Here is a 17,659-nt window from a genome sequence, read left to right as displayed (position 1 = left end):
AGAGCCGTGGCTAACGTCCTCCTTGACGGTGGCAGAGGCGGCCGGATACTGAGCGTGAGCGAGGGTCGGGCTCCGGAGACCGCCGGGGTGCGGCGCTGCGCTACCCCCGGTCAGGGCCGATCCCCGTCCGGGCACACCTCCGGCAGAGCAACCGGCGCCGCACCCAGACCCGGCGCCGGGAACCAACGATGGGAGGCCCCCGCACATGGGCATGAGCGTGATCATTTCGGTGGCGACCGAGGACGACGCGGAGCAGATCCTCAAGCTCCAGTACCTCGGCTACCAGAGTGAGGCCGAGCTGTACGGCGACTGGGGCATCGAGCCGCTAACGCAGACGCTGGAGAGCCTGCGGGCCGAGCTCGCGGAGCGGCACGTGCTGGTGGCCCGGCTCGGTGACGAGGTCGTCGGCACGGTCCGGGGCCGGGTGGACGACAGCGGCGTGGCCCGGGTCGCCCGCCTGGTGGTCCACCCCCGGATGCAGCGCCACGGCCTGGGCGGCCGGCTGCTGGACGCGGTCGAGCGGCAGCTCCTGGACGGGCACCGGGTGCGCTCCTTCGAGCTCTTCACCGGCCACCGCAGCCTCGGCAACCTCCGCCTGTACGCCCGGCACGGCTACCAGCAGCGGGAGGTGCGCGAGGTCAGCCGCCGGCTGAGCGTGGTGACCCTGGAGAAGCCGGTCCACGCCGAGTTCGCCGCCACTGCCTGAGACGCTTCCCATCGGCGCCCGGTCCACCTGGACCGGGCGCTTCTGCTTGGACCGCCTGGATCCTTCGTCTTGCGACGACCGGGTCGTGTCCGCAATGCGGACACCTGATCCTGGTAATTGGGACCCTCCCTATGTGTCTGATTTACTTGCTCCCATGACTGCGACAACGACTTGCACCCCCTCCGGCGCCGCGCCGGCAGGTGAGCGCTGCATGTGCTGTCGAATGTGTCACCGCTGAGGGCCACCGCCCCTGCTCGCGCCCCGAAGCGAGCCCCGCTGAGCGGCTCGGCAGATCCGTCCCAGGACGCCGTTCCGCACCCCCTCGGATCCGGACCCGTAAGGGCCACGCCCACGCGCGTCCCCGCTCCCCAGCGGCCACGATCGAGGTATGGCAGCGGGACCCCACCCCCCCTTCACAGGCGTGCCTCCGGCACGCCGCTCACCGCCACCGGTGCGGCGGCCACGAGCCGTCCGCCCCTGACCAACGGAAGCAGCTGTGATCACCACCAAGGACCTGACGAAGGTCTACCGCTCCAGGGGCCGCGAGGTCACCGCCCTCGACGGGGTCGACCTGCACGTGCGGGAGGGCGAGGTCTACGGCGTCGTCGGCACCAGCGGCGCGGGCAAGAGCACCCTCATCCGCTGCGTGAACATGCTGGAGCGCCCCACCTCCGGCAGCGTCGTCGTGGACGGCCTCGACCTCACCACGCTGCCCGGCCGGGAACACCGGGCCGGCCGCGACCTGCGTGCGGCCCGCCGCCGGATCGGCATGGTGTTCCAGCACTTCAACCTGCTCTCCTCGCGGACCGTCCAGCAGAACATCGAGCTCCCGCTGGAGATCGTCGGCCTGGACCGCACCCAGCGCCGCCGCAAGGCCGCCGAGCTGCTCGACCTGGTCGGCCTCGCCGACAAGGCCCGCAGCTACCCCGGCCAGCTCTCCGGCGGCCAGAAGCAGCGCGTCGGCATCGCCCGGGCGCTGGCCGGCGACCCCAAGGTGTTGCTCTCCGACGAAGCCACCTCCGCGCTGGACCCGGAGACCACCCGCTCCATCCTGGCCCTGCTGCGCGACCTCAACCGGCAGCTCGGCCTCACCGTCCTGCTGATCACCCACGAGATGGACGTCATCAAGTCCGTCTGCGACTCCGCCGCCCTGATGCGCGGCGGCAAGGTGATCGAGTCCGGCGCGCTCACCGAACTGCTCGCCACCGAGAACTCCGAACTGGCCCGCGAGCTCTTCCCGCTCGGCGAGTTCGGCCACGGCAGGCCCGGCAACACCGTGCTCGAGATCACCTTCCAGGGCGACACCTCCGCCCAGCCCTTCGTCTCCCAGCTGGCCCGCACCTACCAGATCGACATCAACATCCTCGGCGCGGCGGTGGAGCACATCTCCGGCCGGATGGTCGGCCGGATGCGGGTCGAACTGCCCGGCGGCCACCGGGAGAACGTGGTCCCGATCGGCTTTCTGCGCGAGCAGGGCCTGCAGGTGGACGTACTGAACGAGGCGAACGGAGCGCTCGCATGACCTGGGACCAGATGCAGGAACTGCTGTGGCCCGCCACCGCCGAGACCTTCCAGATGGTCGGCGTCGCCACCGCCGCCACCATCCTGCTCGGCCTCCCGCTGGGCCTGCTGCTGGTGCTCACCGACAAGGGCGGTGCACTGCAGAACCTCCCGGTCAACCGGGTGATCGGCGCCGTCGTCAACATCGGCCGCTCCCTGCCGTTCATCATCCTCATGGTCGCCCTGCAGATCTTCACCAGGTCCCTGGTCGGCACCACCATCGGCTGGCAGGCCGCGGCCGTCCCGCTCACCATCGGCGCCATCCCGTTCTTCGCCCGCCTGGTGGAGACCTCCGTCCGGGAGGTGGACGGCGGCCTGCTGGAGGCCGCCCACGCGATGGGCGGCGGCACCTGGACCGCCATCCGCAAGGTGCTGCTCCCCGAGTCGCTGCCCGCGCTGGTCTCCTCCGCCACCACCACGATCATCGCGCTGATCGGCTTCTCCGCGATGGCCGGCACGGTCGGCGGCGGCGGCCTCGGCACCCTCGCCGTCAACTACGGATACCAGCGCTTCGAGACCACCTTCATGTGGGTCATCGTCGCCGAGCTGGTGGTGATCGTGATGATCATTCAGCTGATCAGCGACTTCATCGTCCGGCGCCTGGCCGACCGCGGCAGCTTCGGCGGCACCACCCGCCTGCTGCGCTCGCGCCGCACCGAGATCACCGAGGAAGAAGAAGAGCTCGCTCTTCCCCACTGACCACGCCGCCGGCCCGACCCCGGGCAGGCAGCGAGTACCAGGGCCACCGGACCAACCACCCGGTGGGCCGTCCGCTCCATGGAGAAAGGCACTTTTCGTGCGTAACGTCCTGAAGTCCACCGCCGTCGTCGCCACCGCGGGCCTCGCCCTCACGCTGACCGCCTGCGGCAGCAGCGGTTCCTCCTCCGGCGGTTCCGCCGCCTCGGCCGACAAGCCGCTCACCGTGATCGCCAGCCCCACCCCGCACGCCCAGATCCTGGACTACGTGAAGAAGAACCTGGCCGACAAGGCCGGGCTGAAGCTGGACGTCAAGGTGGTCACCGACTACGTGACCCCGAACACGGCCGTCCAGGACGGCTCGGCCGACGCCAACTTCTTCCAGCACGTCCCGTACCTGGAGGACTTCAACAAGAAGCACGGCACGGACATCGTCTCCGTGGAGCCGGTCCACCTGGAGCCGCTCGGCCTCTACTCCAAGAAGGTCAAGTCCCCCGCCGACCTGCCGAACGGCGCCACCGTCGGCCTGCCCAACGACGCCACCAACGAGGGCCGTGCGCTCAAGCTGCTGGCCGACGACAAGGTCATCAAGCTGAAGGACGGCGCGGGCACCACGGCGACCCCGGGCGACGTCGTGGAGAACCCGAAGAACCTGAAGTGGAAGGAGCTGGACGCCGCCCAGCTGCCCCGCTCCCTCGGCGACCTGGACGCCGCCGTCATCAACGGCAACTACGCGATCGACTCGGGCCTGACCCCGGCCAAGGACGCCATCCTGCTGGAGAAGGCCGAGGGCAACCCCTACGCCAACATCCTCGCGGTGAAGAAGGGGCACGAGAGCGACCCGCGGGTGGTGAAGCTGGCCCAGCTGCTGCACTCCGACGAGGTCAAGAAGTACATCGACGACACCTTCAAGGGCTCGGTCATCCCCGCCTTCTGACGGGTCGTGCCGACCGCCCGACCGGCCCCCCGCACGTGAGGTGCGGGGGGCCGGTCGGGCAGTATGCACGGGGGACGGCCGCAGGGCTCAGGATCTGACGGGCCGTCGCCGGATTTGCCGGTACGCTGACACGGCCGAGTACGGCTGGGGCGTACGGTGTGTCCACGACCCGGCGAGGAGAGACGGCATGGCAGCGAGCTTCCCCGAGACCGCGATCAGCACCGAGAGGCTGCTGCTGCGACCCCTTGCGGACGTGGATGCCCCGGGCCTGGTCGCGATGATGGACGACGAGCCCGTGCACACCTGGACGGCCATCCCGCAGCCCTTCACCGAGGCCCACGCCGGGGACTGGATCCACACCCTCGCCCCCGCCCGCCGTGCCGAGGGACGCGGAATCGTTTTCGCCGTCACCGAGCACCTGACCCGGCGTCTGGTCGGCGTGGTCGAACTGCGCGGCACCGACTGGCGGCTGCTCTCCACCGAGGCCAGCTGTGTCACCGCGGCCTGGGCCCGCGGCGAGGGTTACGCCCCCGAGGCGCTGCTCGGCGTGGCCCAGTGGCTCTTCGAGGACCGCGGCTTCCTCCGCCTGGAACTGCGCACCGCCGCCGGGAACACCGCCGCCCAGCAGGTCGCCCAGAAGATCGGCTGCATCAGCGAGGGCGTGCTGCGCAGCGCCTGGATAGTGCGCGGCAGCGACTGGACGGCCTCGGCCCGGCAGCCGGCCGGCGCCGGCCCGGACGGCGAGAGCCGCAGCGACCTGATCCTGTGGAGCCTGCTCCCCGAGGACCTGGAGAGCGCCCAGGACGACAGCTGGGCCGAGCAGCGCTACGTGCTCCGCGACTGACATCCTGGTCACGGCCCCGACGCGCACAGCTGTGCGGGTCGGCGGCACCGGGCGGACCGCACCCGGTAGCCTCTGCACCGGGATCAACCATGGATGGTCCGGACCAGTGGGTGTGGGGCGGACAGCGCCGCGGGGCGGAACAGGCGAGGGAGAAAAACCGCAGATGGCTGACCGGATCACGGTCATCGGGTGGGACGGTACGCCGCTGACGGAGGCGGCTGCCTCGGCACTGGCGGGGGCGACCCTGGTCGCCGGTGCGCCCTATCAACTGGCAGAGCTGCCGGTACCGGCGGACGCCGAGCGGATCGTGCTCGGCAGTATCGCGGCGGCGGCCCGGAGGATCGCCGAACACCGCGGCACCGCCGTCGTGGTCGCCGAGGGCGACCCGGGGTACTTCGGCGTCGTAAGGGCCCTGCGCAACCCCGAGTACGGCCTGGAGCTCGAAGTGCTGCCCGCCGTCTCCTCGGTGGCCGCCGCCTTCGCCAGGGCGGGGATGCCCTGGGAGGACGCCCAGGTGGTCTCCACCCACGGCGGACGGCTGCGCCGCGCGGCCAACGTCTGCCGGGCCCACCCCAAGGTCGCCGTGCTCACGACCGCCGACGCGGGCCCGAGCGAGCTGGCCCTGATGCTCCGTGGGGTGCACCGCACCTTCGTGGTCTGCGAGGCGCTCGGCACCCCGGACGAGGACGTCACCGTCCTCACCTCCGAGCGGGTGCCGGACCACGTCTGGCGCGACCCGTCGGTGGTGCTGGTGATCGGCGGCGGGAGCCAGGTCAACACCGTCGGCGAGGCCGCCGGCTGGCTGGCCGGGCGGCCCATGGGATTCCCCGGGCCGGTGCGCGGCTGGGCGCTGCCCGCCGACGCGTACGCGGGCGTGGAGCGCGGCGCGTCCGCGGCGGACGCCGGTGGGCGTGCGCTGCCCCCGCACCTCCGTGCGCTGGCGGTGGCGCGGTTGGGCCCGGTCCCGGGTGACCTGATCTGGGCGGTCGGGGCGGCGAGCGGCGCGCTGGCCGTCGAGATCGCGCGCTTCGGCGCGGCCGTGGTCGCGGTCGAGGCGGACCGCTCGGCCTGTGCCCAGATCGCGGTCAACGCCCGCCGGTACGGGGTCGAGGTGGAGGCCGTCCACGGCGTCGGCCACGAGGTCCTGGGCGGCCTGCCCGAACCGGACGCCGCCGTGGTGGAGGCGGGTGGCGCCGAAGCCGTCCGCGCCGTGGTCGCCCGCCGTCCCGGGCGCCTGGTCGCGGTGGCCCACACGCTTGCCGAGGCCGAGGAGGTCCACGAGGTCCTGACCGGCGCGGGCTACCGGGTGGACGGCGCACTCCTGCAGTCCGCGCCGCTCGCCACCGGGCGCGGCACGGCGGCCGGCCTGTCCATCGGCGCGGGGGAGCAGGGCCTGATGCTCTGGGGCGAGCAGGGTTCCTGACCCTTCGTACCCCACACTCTCCACGCTCTTCACACGGTTCGTACGCGCCTCAGGTCCGCGCGCGGTGATTCCCATCGCATCCGGACATGGATTCGAGAGCCTGTCAGTCGTGGCCGGTAGGGTGGCGTCCTGGCTGTGTCCGATGATCGGTGGGTCGTGCCCTATCCGGTACGTTTGTCACCTTTTTGACGTGGCGCAAGCCACATCGGTACCGAGCGCGGACATTCGACGCGGCGCGTGCCGGGCCGGAAGAATGCCGTAGGGTCCGGTGCGGTCGTGCCGCATGCCTCTGGTTGTCGTTGTTTCTGATGGTGCACCACCCCTGACGGAGTGGGGCACAGGCCCGGGGTGGCGCATCGCGTCGGCGAGGTTCGCCGTCGCGCGCCGATGCGGCGGACGCCAGTAGGTGGACGGGCGGGCCGGAGCGCGGTCCGCCCCGAGCGGAGTTGGGCGCTGCGGTCGGCGGATCGCGTCGCCAAGGGCGCGGAAGCGGCCTGGAAGGAGCTTTGACATGACCGATGGCGGCCACGTCCCCAACGAGGGACTGCCGGAGCACCTGCTCGGCGGGGCCGACCCGCTCGGCCGGCCGGAGGGCGTCGCCGTACCGGGTGTCGCCGTGCCAGGTGCTGCCGTACCCGGAGTTCCGTCCGCCGAGGCGGGGATGCCCGGTGCACCCCTGCACGGCGTACCCGGCATGCCCGTGCCGGGCATGCCGATGACGGGTGTGCCGGGGATGCCGATGACGGGTATGGAGGGCCTGCCGATGGCGGGCGCACCGATGCCCGGGGTCACCATCCCCGCGCAGGGCGGCGAGGGCTGGGCGGTCGAGCACCGTCCCGCGTTCACCTTCCTCGACCAACCGGACCAGGAGGACGAGGACGACGTCCTGCTGATGCCCGGTCCGCAGGGCTCCTGGGGCGAGGCGGTCGTGCACGGCCCGGTCGAGACGGTGCTGGTCGCCGACCACCCCGAGATCGCCGTGCCCGGTGGCGTCCAGTCGGCTCCGGTCGCGATGGCCGACACCATGGCGCTGCGCACGCTGGACGAGAACGCCCTGCCGCCGCTGCCCGCCCAGAACGCCGGTACGCCGGTCGAGCCCTCCTGGCCGCCGCTCGCGCCGCCGCTGCCGACCGCCGGGGAGGTACCCGGCCAGGGTGTCCCCGGTGCCGCGGGCTTCCCGGGCATGCCGGGGGTCCAGGGCGCGCCGGAGCAGCCGGGCGTCCCGGTGGTGCCGGTAGCCCCGCAGGCCGCTGCCGCGCCGACGGCTCCTCAGCCGCAGCGGCGTCCGCTGCACGCCGGGCCGCCGATCCCGGACCCGTCGCTGATGACCGGCCAGGTGCCGGTGCGCTCGCTCGCGGACCGCGGCCCGTCCGGCCAGCTGGACCCGCAGTCCTTCGCCGGCCGTCCGGTGCCGCAGGGCAGCACGCCCGCGCACGGCGTGCCGGTCGTCGTACCGCCGGTCGCGGCCGAGCCGCAGCCGGTCGCAGCGACTCCGGTACAGCTCCCGGCCCAGGCTCAGGAACAGGCACCGGTGCAGGCTCCGGAGCAGGTCCAGGCCGAGGAACAGCCCGTGGCCGTCGAGCCGGTGGCCGAAGCACCCTCGGTGGACGTACCGGTGGAGCCCGCAGCCGTCGCCGTGACCCCGCCGGAGGCGGTTCCGGCAGCCGAAGCGCCGGCTGAGGCCGCGCCGGCGGACGCCACCCAGGCGGACGCCGCCCCGGCCGAGGCCGGACCGGCGGCTGCCGGTGCTGCGGACGCACCTTCAGCGGACGCCGTCCCCGCGGAGGCTCCGGTGGCGGAACCGTCGGCCGCCCCGGAGGCAGCCGAGGCACCCGCCGCCGGGACCGTAGCGGTGGAGGCTCAGCCCGAGGGGACCCCGGCCACCGACGCCGCTCCGGCCCCGGACGCGCCTGCGGCCGAGGCACCCGCAGCCGAAGCACCCGCAGCCGAGGCACCGGTTGCCGAGGCCGCCGTCCCGGTGGAGCCCGCCCCTGACGCGCCGGCAGCCGATTCGGCCGCAGCCGATGCACCGACCTCCGATGCACCGGCTGCCGATGCGCCGGTCTCCGAGGCACCGACCAGTGAGGACACCGCCGTCGACACGCAGCCCGAGCAGGCCCAGCCCACCGAGGCACCTGCGGCACAGGTTCCGGCCCAGCCGGAGCCCCAGCCCCAGGAGACCCCGGCCGCCGAGGTGCCTGCAGTGACCGAGGCGCAGCCTGCGGAGGCAGCCGAGGCCACCTTGGCCGAAGCGCCGGCCACCGAAGCGCCGGCCACCGAGGCTGCCACCGACGAGGCTGCGCCGCCGGCCCCGGCCGCCCCCGAGGCCGCTGCCGACGGGACCGTGGCCGTGGACGTGGCCGCCGAGGCCGCTGTCGTCGAACCGTCAGCCACCGTCGAGGCACCGACCCCCGAGGCGCCCGCCGCCGAGGCCGCACCCGCAGCCGATGCCGCAGCTGCCGACGCACCGGCGCCCGCTGCTCCGTCGGCCGACGCCCCGGCTGCTGAGAGTGCTCCGGTCGAGGCTCCGCCGGCGGCCGTCCCGGCCCAGGCGGTGGCACCGAGCCAGCCGCCCCGTCGTATCGCCGCGTTCCTCGCCGACCCGGCCCCGCACGGTCTGCCGACGGTCGAGGCCGCGCCGCCCGCCGAGGCCGCTGCCGCACCCGAGCAGACCGCCGAGCAGGCACCCGAGCAGACCGCCGACGCTGCCCAGGAGCCGACTGCCGAGCCGACCCCCGAGACCGTCACGGGAACCGGTGACGTCCCGTCCGTCCAGGCCGTCGAGGTCCCGGCCCAGCCGGAGCCGCAGGCCGCGCCCGTCGCGGAGCCCGAGGCTCAGCCGTCCCAGGAGTCCGCCGAGGCAGTGACCGAGGACGAGACGAAGACCGAGGCCGAGGCCGAGACTGACGAGCCCGCCGTCACCGCCGCCGCGACCGACCCGGCCGAGGCTCCCGAGGCCGCCGCCACGGCCGAAGCGGCTGAAGCCGCCGCCGCCGAGGCCGAAGCCGTCGAGCAGATCGATCGCGGCCCCGCCGCAGTCGGCTACGACGACGCCGGCCGCGACGCCGTCCACCAGGTGATCCGCGAGCGCCGGGACATCCGCAACGGCTTCCGCCCGGACCCGATTCCGCACGAGGTGCTGATCCGCGTCCTGGAGGCCGCCCACACCGCGCCCAGTGTCGGGTACTCCCAGCCGTGGGACTTCGTGGTGATCCGTTCCACGAAGACCCGGAAGAAGATGCACGCGCTGGCGGAGCGTCAGCGTGACGCGTACGCGGAGTCGCTGCCCAAGGGCCGGGCGAAGCAGTTCAAGGAAATCAAGATCGAGGCCATCCTCGAGACCCCGGTGAACATCGTGGTCACCGCCGACCGCACCCGTGGCGGCCGGCACACCCTGGGGCGTCACACCCAGCCGCAGATGGCGCCGTACTCAGCCGCCCTCGCGGTCGAGAACCTCTGGCTGGCCGCCCGCGCCGAGGGCCTGGGCGTCGGCTGGGTGAGCTTCTTCGACGAGGAGGAGATGGTCCGCGAGCTCGGCCTGCCCGAGCACCTGGACGTGGTGGCGTACCTGTGCGTCGGGTACGTCGACTCCTTCCCGGACGAGCCCGAGCTGCAGCAGCAGGGCTGGGCGAAGAAGCGCCCGCTGTCCTGGGTGGTGCACGAGGAGCAGTACGGCAACCGCGCGCTGCCCGGCGAGGAGCCGCACAGCGTGCTCTCCGAGACCCTGCGCGGCATCCGGCCGCTGGACGCCAAGGCGCTCGGCGAGGCGTGGGACCGGCAGAAGCGGATGACCAAGCCGGCCGGTTCGCTCGGCCTGCTGGAGATCATCGCGGCGCAGCTGAGCGGCCTGAGCCGCAAGTGCCCGCCGCCGATCCCGGAGCCGGGCTGTGTGGCGATCTTCGCGGGTGACCACGGCGTGCACGCCCAGGGCGTCACCCCGTGGCCGCAGGAGGTCACCGCGCAGATGGTGTCGAACTTCCTGGCCGGGGGAGCGGTGGTCAACGCCTTCGCCGCCCAGGTCGGTGCCGAGGTCTGCGTGGTCGACGTGGGCGTCAAGTCCGAGCTGCCGGACGCGATCCAGCAGGGCCGCACCACCGGTCTGCTGCCGCGCAAGGTGAAGCCGGGCACCGACGACATGACCCAGGGCCCGGCGATGAGCCGGGAGGAGGCGCTCAAGGCGATCGAGGTCGGCATCGAGACCGCCCGCGACCTGGTCGCGGCCGGGAACAAGGTGCTGATCACCGGTGACATGGGCATCGCCAACACCACCGCCTCCGCCGCGCTGATCTCGGTCTTCACCGGCCTCGACCCGGCCGAGGTGACCGGTCGCGGCACCGGCATCGACGACGCGACCCACCAGCACAAGGTCGAGGTCGTCCGGCAGGCGCTCGCCCTGCACCGGCCCGACGCCGCCGACCCGATCGGCGTACTGTCCGCCGTCGGCGGCCTGGAGCACGCGGCCATCGCGGGCTTCCTGCTCGGTGCGGCGAGCCTGCGCACACCGGTCATCCTGGACGGCGTGATCGCGGGTTCGGCGGCGCTGGTCGCCAAGGCCATCGCGCCCGAGGTGCTGGCCGCCTGCATCGCGGGCCACCGCTCGGCGGAGCCCGGCCACGAGGCCGCGCTGACCAAGCTGGGGCTGCGTCCGCTGATCGACCTCGATCTGCGGCTCGGCGAGGGGACGGGCGCGCTGCTGGCCCTCCCGCTGGTGCAGAGTGCCGCCCGCGCGATGCACGATGTAGCCACCTTCGACTCCGCCGGGGTCACCGAGAAGGCGTAACCCGGCCGGACCTGCCGGGCGTCGTGACACCGGCCCGCCACCTCGGCGGCCGGCGCCACCGCCCGGCCGGACAGCCGCCGGGTCGCCCGCGTACGGCGCAGTACGGGGGCGGCCCCGAGGCCCGGCCGGGCGTCCCGGAGCACCGGCCGCCGGTATCACGGCCGGCGGCCCAGCCGGACGGGACCTCCGCTCCGCCGACGGTCTCCCCGCCCGGCCCGAGGGCGTGCGGGTACGGGGAGCCCGCCACACCAGTACGAAACTCTCCGCAGATCCAGGAGCCACGCCCATGAGCGCGCCCAGCCCGCACCCCAGCACCGAGGGCCTCACCCCGTACCCGGTCGGACTGCTGCTCACCGGCCGACGCGTCGTCGTGCTTGGCGGCGGCCAGGTCGCCCAGCGGAGGCTGCCCGCGCTGATCGCCGCCGGGGCGGACATCCACCTGATATCACCCGGCACCACCCCGGCCGTCCAGGCCATGGCCGACGCCGGGGAGCTGACCTGGCACCGGCGCGGCTACCAGGACGGCGACCTCGCGGACAGCTGGTACGCCCTGGTCGCCACCGACGACCCGGCCGTCAACGCCGCCGTCAGCGCCGAGGCCGAGCGCCTGCGGGTCTTCTGCGCCCGCAGCGACGACGCCTCCGCCGCCACCGCCTGGACCCCGGCCAGCGGCCACGACGGCGGCGCCACGGTCGCCGTCCTCACCGGCGACCCGCGCCACTCCGCCGCGCTGCGCAACGCGATCGTGGACGGTCTGCGGGACGGCTCGCTGGCGGCCCGCCAGTACCGCTCGCACGGTGCGGGCGTCGCCCTGGTCGGCGGCGGTCCGGGCGACCCCGACCTGATCACCGTGCGCGGCCGGCGCCTGCTCGCCGACGCGGACGTGGTCGTCACCGACCGGCTCGCCCCGCGCGAGCTGCTCGCCGAACTGCCGCCGCACGTCGAGGTGATCGACGCCTCCAAGATCCCGTACGGGCGCTTCATGGCCCAGGAGGCGATCAACCGGACCCTGATCGAGCACGCCCGGGCGGGCAAGTTCGTGGTCCGGCTCAAGGGCGGCGACCCGTACGTCTTCGGGCGCGGCGGCGAGGAGCTGCTGGCCTGCACCGAGGCGGGCCTGCCGGTCACCGTGGTGCCCGGTATCTCCAGCTCGATCAGCGTCCCGGCGGCCGTCGGCATCCCGGTCACCCACCGGGGGATGACCCACGAGTTCACGGTGATCTCCGGCCACGTCGGCCCCGGCGACTCCCGCTCGCTGGTGAACTGGGAGGCCGCCGCGAAGATGAGCGGCACCCTGGTGCTGCTGATGGCCGTGGACAAGATCGGTGCGATCGCCGCCAAGCTCGTCGAGTGCGGCCGCGCGGCCGACACCCCGGTCGCCGTCGTCCAGGAGGGCACCACCGCCGCCCAGCGCCGGATCGACGCCACCCTGGCCACCGTCGCCGCCACTGTCGAGGCCGAGGGCGTCCGCCCGCCGGCCGTCATCGTCATCGGCGACGTCGTGAACGTCCTGGGCGCGGCCCGCTAGCCGAGCGCGGCCCTGCCCGACGACGGCCCTGCCCGACGACGGCCCCGCCCGACCGCCCGCGCCCGAGTACGCGAAGCGGCAGACCGCCACGTCGGGCCCGCACGGCAACCGGCACCCCGCCGCCACGAGGCGGCGGGGTGCCGCACGCTGCTCCGAGACCCCAGGGGCTGGGGATCCGCCCGAAGCGCACGCGTGCGCCGGCCGAAACGGGGGAGGCGTCCCCGCAGCGCCCCACCCGGCCGCGTTTGGACCGGGACCACCCGAGCAGGCAAGATCGGGCTCGTGTCCGAACCCCGCACCATCACCGACCCCGCAGACCCGAGCCTGGCCGACTACACCGGCCTGACCGACGTCGAGCTGCGCCGCCGCCGCGAACCCGCCGAGGGTCTGTTCATCGCCGAGGGCGAGAAGGTCATCCGGCGGGCCCTGGACGCCGGGTACCGGATGCGGTCGATGCTGCTGACCCCCAAGTGGCTGGACGTCATGGCGGACGTCATCGCCGACGCCGACGCACCCGTCCACGTGGTCGAACCCGGCCTCGCCGAGGCCGTCACCGGCTACCACGTGCACCGGGGCGCACTCGCCTCGATGGAGCGCAAGCCACTGCCCTCGGCCGCCGAACTGCTCGCGGGCGCCCGCCGGGTGGCCGTCCTGGAGGGGCTGGTCGACCACACCAACGTGGGGGCCCTGTACCGCAGCGCGGCCGCCCTGGGCGTGGATGCCGTGCTGCTCTCCCCGGACTGCGCCGACCCGCTCTACCGCCGGGCCGTGAAGGTCTCCATGGGCGCCGTCTTCTCCGTCCCGTACGCCCGCCTCGACCCCTGGCCCGACTCACTGGACGTCGTGCGGGCGGCCGGTTACCCGGTACTCGCCCTCACGCCCGCGCCCGATGCGGTCCCGCTCAACGAGGTGCCCGCCGACCTGCTGCAGAAGTGCGCCCTGATGCTGGGATCCGAGGGGGAGGGCCTGTCGGCCGGGGCGCTGGCGGCGGCCGACCTCAAGGTGCGGATCCCGATGGCTCATGACATCGACTCGCTCAACATCGCCGCTGCGGCGGCAATCGGCTTCTACACGGTCTCCCAGCACCGGTAGGACGGCGGGGACGAGGCCGGGCCGGAGGCAGGAACGCCTCCGGCCCGGCTGCTCGTCGAGCGCCTCGCACTTCGTGGGGACTAGTTCAGGCCGAACGTCTGCTGCTGCTCGGACTCCTCGTTGACCTCCAGGCCGTCCGCGGTGACCGTCAGGTGCGAGCCGTCGTCGAACAGCAGGTCCACGAGGAGGTTGAACCGCCACGTGTCGTCACCCACCGGGTCGACCCGGAGGAGGACGTTGCCGCCCTGGAGGTCGTCCCTGCCGGCGTGGTTGAGGAGGGTGAGGTTGAAGGGACCGTTGTTGGTGTGGTCGTTGAACGGGCCGAAGGTGTCGGAGACGCGCGCGGCCAGCCGGCCGTTCCGGTCGCGGACCTCGACGGTGACGTTGGTGTCGTGGTCCTTGTTCTCGTCGTTGGTGTGGAATGTCACGGTGGCTTCGGTCAGGTTCGCCATGCATCCTCCTCGATGGGCGTAACAGTCACTGCCCGAACCATCTCGGGCGAAACCGTCACATCGGGACCGGCCAGAGCACGCCGTGCGGAACGGCGCACGCGGACCGCGGAGCGCCCCGGACCTCACCACGTTGACGACCATGCCGACCGCGCCTCTGCCGACCGCGGATTCCGGACCTCCGGGTAACCGGCCGGACCGGACGTCACCAGAGCCGCGGTAGACCGTGTGGGGATGGCGTCGTGGTCGGCGTCCCGGAGTCTCGGCGTGCGACGTCGGCGTAGGCCGCACCGTGACCACCCGACGGCCCAGGGCCCAGGCGTCCCCGTCGCTCACGCAGGGCCCGGCGCTGGCACGACGTTCGAGCAACTCGGCAGCGCGGGGGGCCGAGGATCTCCCGGCGTGCGGCTGTTCCCGCGGCCCGGATCCACACCGGCGTGCCCCGGCTCGCGGCCAGGGATCGTCCGCCCCGCCGCCCCGCCCAGCGCGGTCCGACCGACTCCGGCTCAGCCGGAGGTGCCGCCCGATCCCGCGCTCGGCGTCGCGGTGCCGCCCGTGCCGCCGGTGACCCCGGCGCCCGGCCAGGACTCCTCCAGACCGCCGTCGCCACGGACCGTGAAGCGGGTGGTCGAGCCGCTCCCCGTCGCCAGGCGCTCCTCGCGTACCAGCGCACCGTTCTCGACGTGCCAGGCCGTCGCCGCCTGCTGGTCGGCCACCGAGGTCCGGGACGTCAGCAGAACGGGCGTGTCGCCGCTGAACGAGAACAGCTCCACCAGGTCCGTCGGGACCGAGCCCTCGGCCCGCCGCAGCACCACCACAGCCGCCGGAGCGTTGCGGTAGCGGGCAGGCAGGACGGTGCTCAGCGCGACCTGCGGGCCGTCCGTGGACCGCCCGTCCCGCAGCCGGATCGCCGGACCGCCCGCCGGGTCGGAGTAGCTGCGGTTCGGCCAGTCGACACCCGGTACGGTGCCCGTCGCGGGCCCGAGCGTGGTGTCGCCCGTCCCGTGCGCGACGGCGGCGAACGGCGTGGGCGAGTGCGGGACACCGTCCGCCGACAGCCCGGCCCCGGCGGCCCCGCCCCCGGTCTCGGGCGCGGACGGCGACACCGAGGCCCCGCCCGGCCGGCCCTGACCCTGGTTGCTGCGGTTCTCGCACCCCTGCGCCGCCGCGATCGCCAGCGCCACGCCGACGGTGACGGTCACGAAGACCACCACACGCTGCCGCAGCAGCCGACGCCGGGCCTCGGACGGCCGTCCGGGCACCGGAGTGTGCTGACGGTCCCTCGGCCGTGCCGGACGCCCCGGCAGCGGGGTACGACGCTCCCGCGCCGACTGCGGCTGCTCCCGCCTGGGCCGCCGCTCGCGCATCTCGGCCGGAACGCCGTCCTGCCCGAGCTCCGGCCGCGGCATCGGCGCGGTCACCGCCTGAGCGTCCGCCGGAGCCCCGGCCCACCGCTGCGCGCCCATCGGACCGCCCACCGGTCCACCGGCCCGCTGCGCCGCGACCTGCTGCGCCGCCTGCTGGGACCGGCCCCCCGCCCGCTGCGCGGCAGCCCAGCGTCCGCCACGCTGCTCGGCGGCAGCGGCCCCGCTGTGACCCCGCCCGTCACCCGAGACCCGGCCCGCCGACCCGATGGCCGCTCCGTCCGACCCGTCGGGTGCACCCGGGAGTCCGCCCGGACCGGCCGCCTGGCCGCCCCGGGACACGCCCTGGTGCGAGCCGGGTGCCGTCCCGCGAGCGGCGAGCTCGGTCAGACGCTCGTGCAGTGCGGCCGCTCCGGGACGCTCCGTCGGCTCCTTGGCCAGGCAGGCCCGGACCAGCGGGGCCAGTGGCGCCGGCACCTCGGACAGATCGGGATCCTCGTGGACGACCCGGTACAGCAGCACCTCGGAGGAGGCGCCGGAACCGAACGGCGACTCCCCGGTCAGCGCGTACGCCAGGGTCGCGCCGAAGGCGAAGACGTCCGTCGCGGGGGTGACCGGGGCGCCGCGCACCTGCTCGGGCGCGAGGAAACCGGGTGAACCGACCGCGGTGCCGACGTGGGTGAGCGTGCTCGCCCCGCGCGACCAGGCGATGCCGAAGTCGATGATCCGGGGGCCCTTGGGGGAGAGCAGGATGTTGGACGGCTTGAGGTCGCGGTGCACGACCCCGGCCTCGTGCACCTTGACCAGCCCGTCGGCCAGCGCGGCGCCGATCCTGGCCGCCTCGGCCCACGGCATCGGCCCCTCGTCGCTGACCTGCTTGTACAGCGAGGGCCCCGGGACGTACGCGGTGGCCAGCCACGGGCGCTCGGCCTCGATGTCCGAGCCGACCACCCGCGCGGTGCAGCCGCCCCGGATGCGCGAGGCGGCTGCGATCTCCCGGGCGAAGCGGGTGCGGAACTCGGCGTCCCCGGCCAGCTCGGCGCGGATCAGCTTGAGGGCCACCCGCTGCCCCTTGCGGTCCGACCCGAGGTAGACCACGCCCATCCCGCCGGCCCCGAGCCGTCGGTGCAGTCGGTAGGGACCGACGATGCGGGGGTCCTCACGCCTCAGCCGCGTCATCGCCATGTCCGTGTTCCCGTTCAGCCTGTGGGGTGACCCCCCGTCGGGTGGGGCACTGTCAGAAATCCTTCTGGCACAGCTTACGGACTGCGTGCTGCGGTGTGCTGATACGCAACACCTGTGGTGCCGGTCGGATCGTCCGACTCTCTGCCCGGAACCCTTCCGGGGAGCCGTCGAAGCCACCCCGCTGACCTGCGGCGGAGCAGCCCCTCGGGGGCGGTCTCGGGGTTCCCTCGGGGATCCGATCGAACCCGTCTCCCCCTGCGGTAGTAGTCCCGGCCGTTCCGCATCATCCTTCGGAAGGCCAGCAGAACGGTACGCGGGCATGACGACTTGGCCGAGCCCCGTGAATACCTTTGATGTCAGCGGTGGGCGGCCGGCTCGTCCCCCGAGGTAATCCGCCCACCGCGTAGGGCGGGCACACCACTCAGTTGTCCGCATCGGCAGCAATGCACGGGGAGGAGCACGACCATGGCCAGGCAGTCCCGTCTCGGGCGCTCGCCCTCGCCGGAGTCCGGAGGCACCAGGCATCCGGCGGTGGCGATAGCCATGGCCCTGCCCTGCGCCGTCCTGCTGCTGGTGCTCTTCGGCGGCTGGGAACAACTGGCGACGCAGACGAAGGCGGTCGCCGATCTGATCGGGCGCTGACCCTTGGGGAAGGGTCTGCGCCTGCCGAGAGCACCACGCACCGCCGGGGACAGACGCGGACGGGCGGAGGCAGTGCGTACAGCTTCTCGGCAGTCAGGTGCCGGGTACGGAGGTCGGTGAGGGCCGTCCGTACCCGGCACCTCTTTCGTGTCCCAGCACTCCGGCTCTCTCGTCCCCGCGCTCCTGGTGACTGACGCACCAGGTCCTGAACATCCGTCGGAGAACGCCGAAAGCCGTGATCCGGAGGACCACGGCTTTCGATCTTGCTGTGCGCGATACTGGGATTGAACCAGTGACCCCTACCGTGTCAAGGTAGTGCTCTCCCGCTGAGCTAATCGCGCCTGATGAGGCGGTACTGCGTCAGACCCCGAAGGGACCGAGTGCGCGATACTGGGATTGAACCAGTGACCCCTACCGTGTCAAGGTAGTGCTCTCCCGCTGAGCTAATCGCGC

Annotated in this window: 11 protein-coding genes, 2 tRNA genes and 1 pseudogene; 10 read left to right on the top strand and 4 right to left on the bottom strand. The window is 73.6% G+C overall.

The window, feature by feature from the left end; all coding sequences use genetic code 11:
- Window positions 1–205: 205 nt before the first annotated feature.
- The 9 genes from ACFC1R_RS15585 (at window position 206) to ACFC1R_RS15545 (ending at window position 13,566) form a co-directional block, all read left to right on the top strand.
- Window positions 206–706, top strand: a complete 501-nt coding sequence (locus ACFC1R_RS15585; RefSeq protein WP_375938701.1) for a GNAT family N-acetyltransferase — start codon at window positions 206–208, stop codon at window positions 704–706.
- Window positions 707–1,202: 496 nt separating this feature from the next.
- Window positions 1,203–2,228 carry a methionine ABC transporter ATP-binding protein gene (locus ACFC1R_RS15580; protein WP_375938699.1) on the top strand — a complete coding sequence of 342 codons (1,026 nt, stop codon included), beginning with the start codon at window positions 1,203–1,205 and terminating at the stop codon, window positions 2,226–2,228.
- On the top strand, window positions 2,225–2,965 hold the full coding sequence (locus ACFC1R_RS15575) for a methionine ABC transporter permease (protein WP_375938697.1): 741 nt from the start codon (window positions 2,225–2,227) through the stop codon (window positions 2,963–2,965). The genes ACFC1R_RS15580 and ACFC1R_RS15575 overlap by 4 nt, the downstream gene beginning before the upstream one ends.
- 97 nt (window positions 2,966–3,062) lie before the next feature.
- The gene (locus ACFC1R_RS15570) at window positions 3,063–3,899 is read left to right on the top strand and encodes a MetQ/NlpA family ABC transporter substrate-binding protein (RefSeq protein ID WP_375938695.1); all 837 of its coding nucleotides are present in this window, start codon (window positions 3,063–3,065) and stop codon (window positions 3,897–3,899) included.
- Between the two features lie 187 nt (window positions 3,900–4,086).
- Window positions 4,087–4,743: a GNAT family N-acetyltransferase gene (locus ACFC1R_RS15565; protein ID WP_375938692.1), complete on the top strand. Its 657-nt coding sequence runs from the start codon at window positions 4,087–4,089 to the stop codon at window positions 4,741–4,743.
- 163 nt (window positions 4,744–4,906) lie between these two features.
- Complete coding sequence (gene cbiE, locus ACFC1R_RS15560) at window positions 4,907–6,166, top strand: precorrin-6y C5,15-methyltransferase (decarboxylating) subunit CbiE (RefSeq protein ID WP_375938689.1); 1,260 nt, start codon at window positions 4,907–4,909, stop codon at window positions 6,164–6,166.
- A gap of 511 nt (window positions 6,167–6,677) precedes the next feature.
- Entirely contained in the window at window positions 6,678–10,946 is a 4,269-nt protein-coding gene (gene cobT / locus ACFC1R_RS15555; protein ID WP_375938686.1) for a nicotinate-nucleotide--dimethylbenzimidazole phosphoribosyltransferase, read from the top strand.
- A gap of 286 nt (window positions 10,947–11,232) precedes the next feature.
- Window positions 11,233–12,474, top strand: coding sequence for a uroporphyrinogen-III C-methyltransferase (cobA, locus tag ACFC1R_RS15550; RefSeq protein ID WP_375938683.1), 1,242 nt, complete (start codon window positions 11,233–11,235; stop codon window positions 12,472–12,474).
- A 282-nt stretch (window positions 12,475–12,756) separates the two neighbouring features.
- On the top strand, window positions 12,757–13,566 hold the full coding sequence (locus ACFC1R_RS15545) for a TrmH family RNA methyltransferase (protein WP_375938680.1): 810 nt from the start codon (window positions 12,757–12,759) through the stop codon (window positions 13,564–13,566).
- An 80-nt stretch (window positions 13,567–13,646) separates the two neighbouring features.
- On the opposite strand, the gene ACFC1R_RS15540 is transcribed toward ACFC1R_RS15545, so the two are convergent.
- Together ACFC1R_RS15540 and ACFC1R_RS15535 are read right to left on the bottom strand one after the other, a co-directional pair.
- Window positions 13,647–14,018, bottom strand: coding sequence for a hypothetical protein (locus tag ACFC1R_RS15540; protein ID WP_375938677.1), 372 nt, complete (start codon window positions 14,016–14,018; stop codon window positions 13,647–13,649).
- Between the two features lie 1,145 nt (window positions 14,019–15,163).
- A pseudogene (locus ACFC1R_RS15535) lies at window positions 15,164–16,564 on the bottom strand (protein kinase); the annotation flags it as partial.
- Window positions 16,565–17,029: 465 nt separating this feature from the next.
- Here ACFC1R_RS15535 and ACFC1R_RS15530 point away from each other — a divergent pair.
- The gene (locus tag ACFC1R_RS15530) at window positions 17,030–17,206 is read left to right on the top strand and encodes a hypothetical protein (RefSeq protein ID WP_375938674.1); all 177 of its coding nucleotides are present in this window, start codon (window positions 17,030–17,032) and stop codon (window positions 17,204–17,206) included.
- Window positions 17,207–17,475: 269 nt separating this feature from the next.
- Here the strand turns inward: ACFC1R_RS15530 and ACFC1R_RS15525 are convergent.
- Window positions 17,476–17,547, bottom strand: a tRNA-Val gene (locus ACFC1R_RS15525).
- A 40-nt stretch (window positions 17,548–17,587) separates the two neighbouring features.
- Window positions 17,588–17,659, bottom strand: a tRNA-Val gene (locus tag ACFC1R_RS15520).

Source organism: Kitasatospora sp. NPDC056138 (assembly GCF_042264695.1).
GTDB lineage: Bacteria > Actinomycetota > Actinomycetes > Streptomycetales > Streptomycetaceae > Kitasatospora.
The sequence above is the reverse complement of the archived record's forward strand: the minus strand, read 5'-3'. Positions and strand labels throughout refer to the sequence as shown.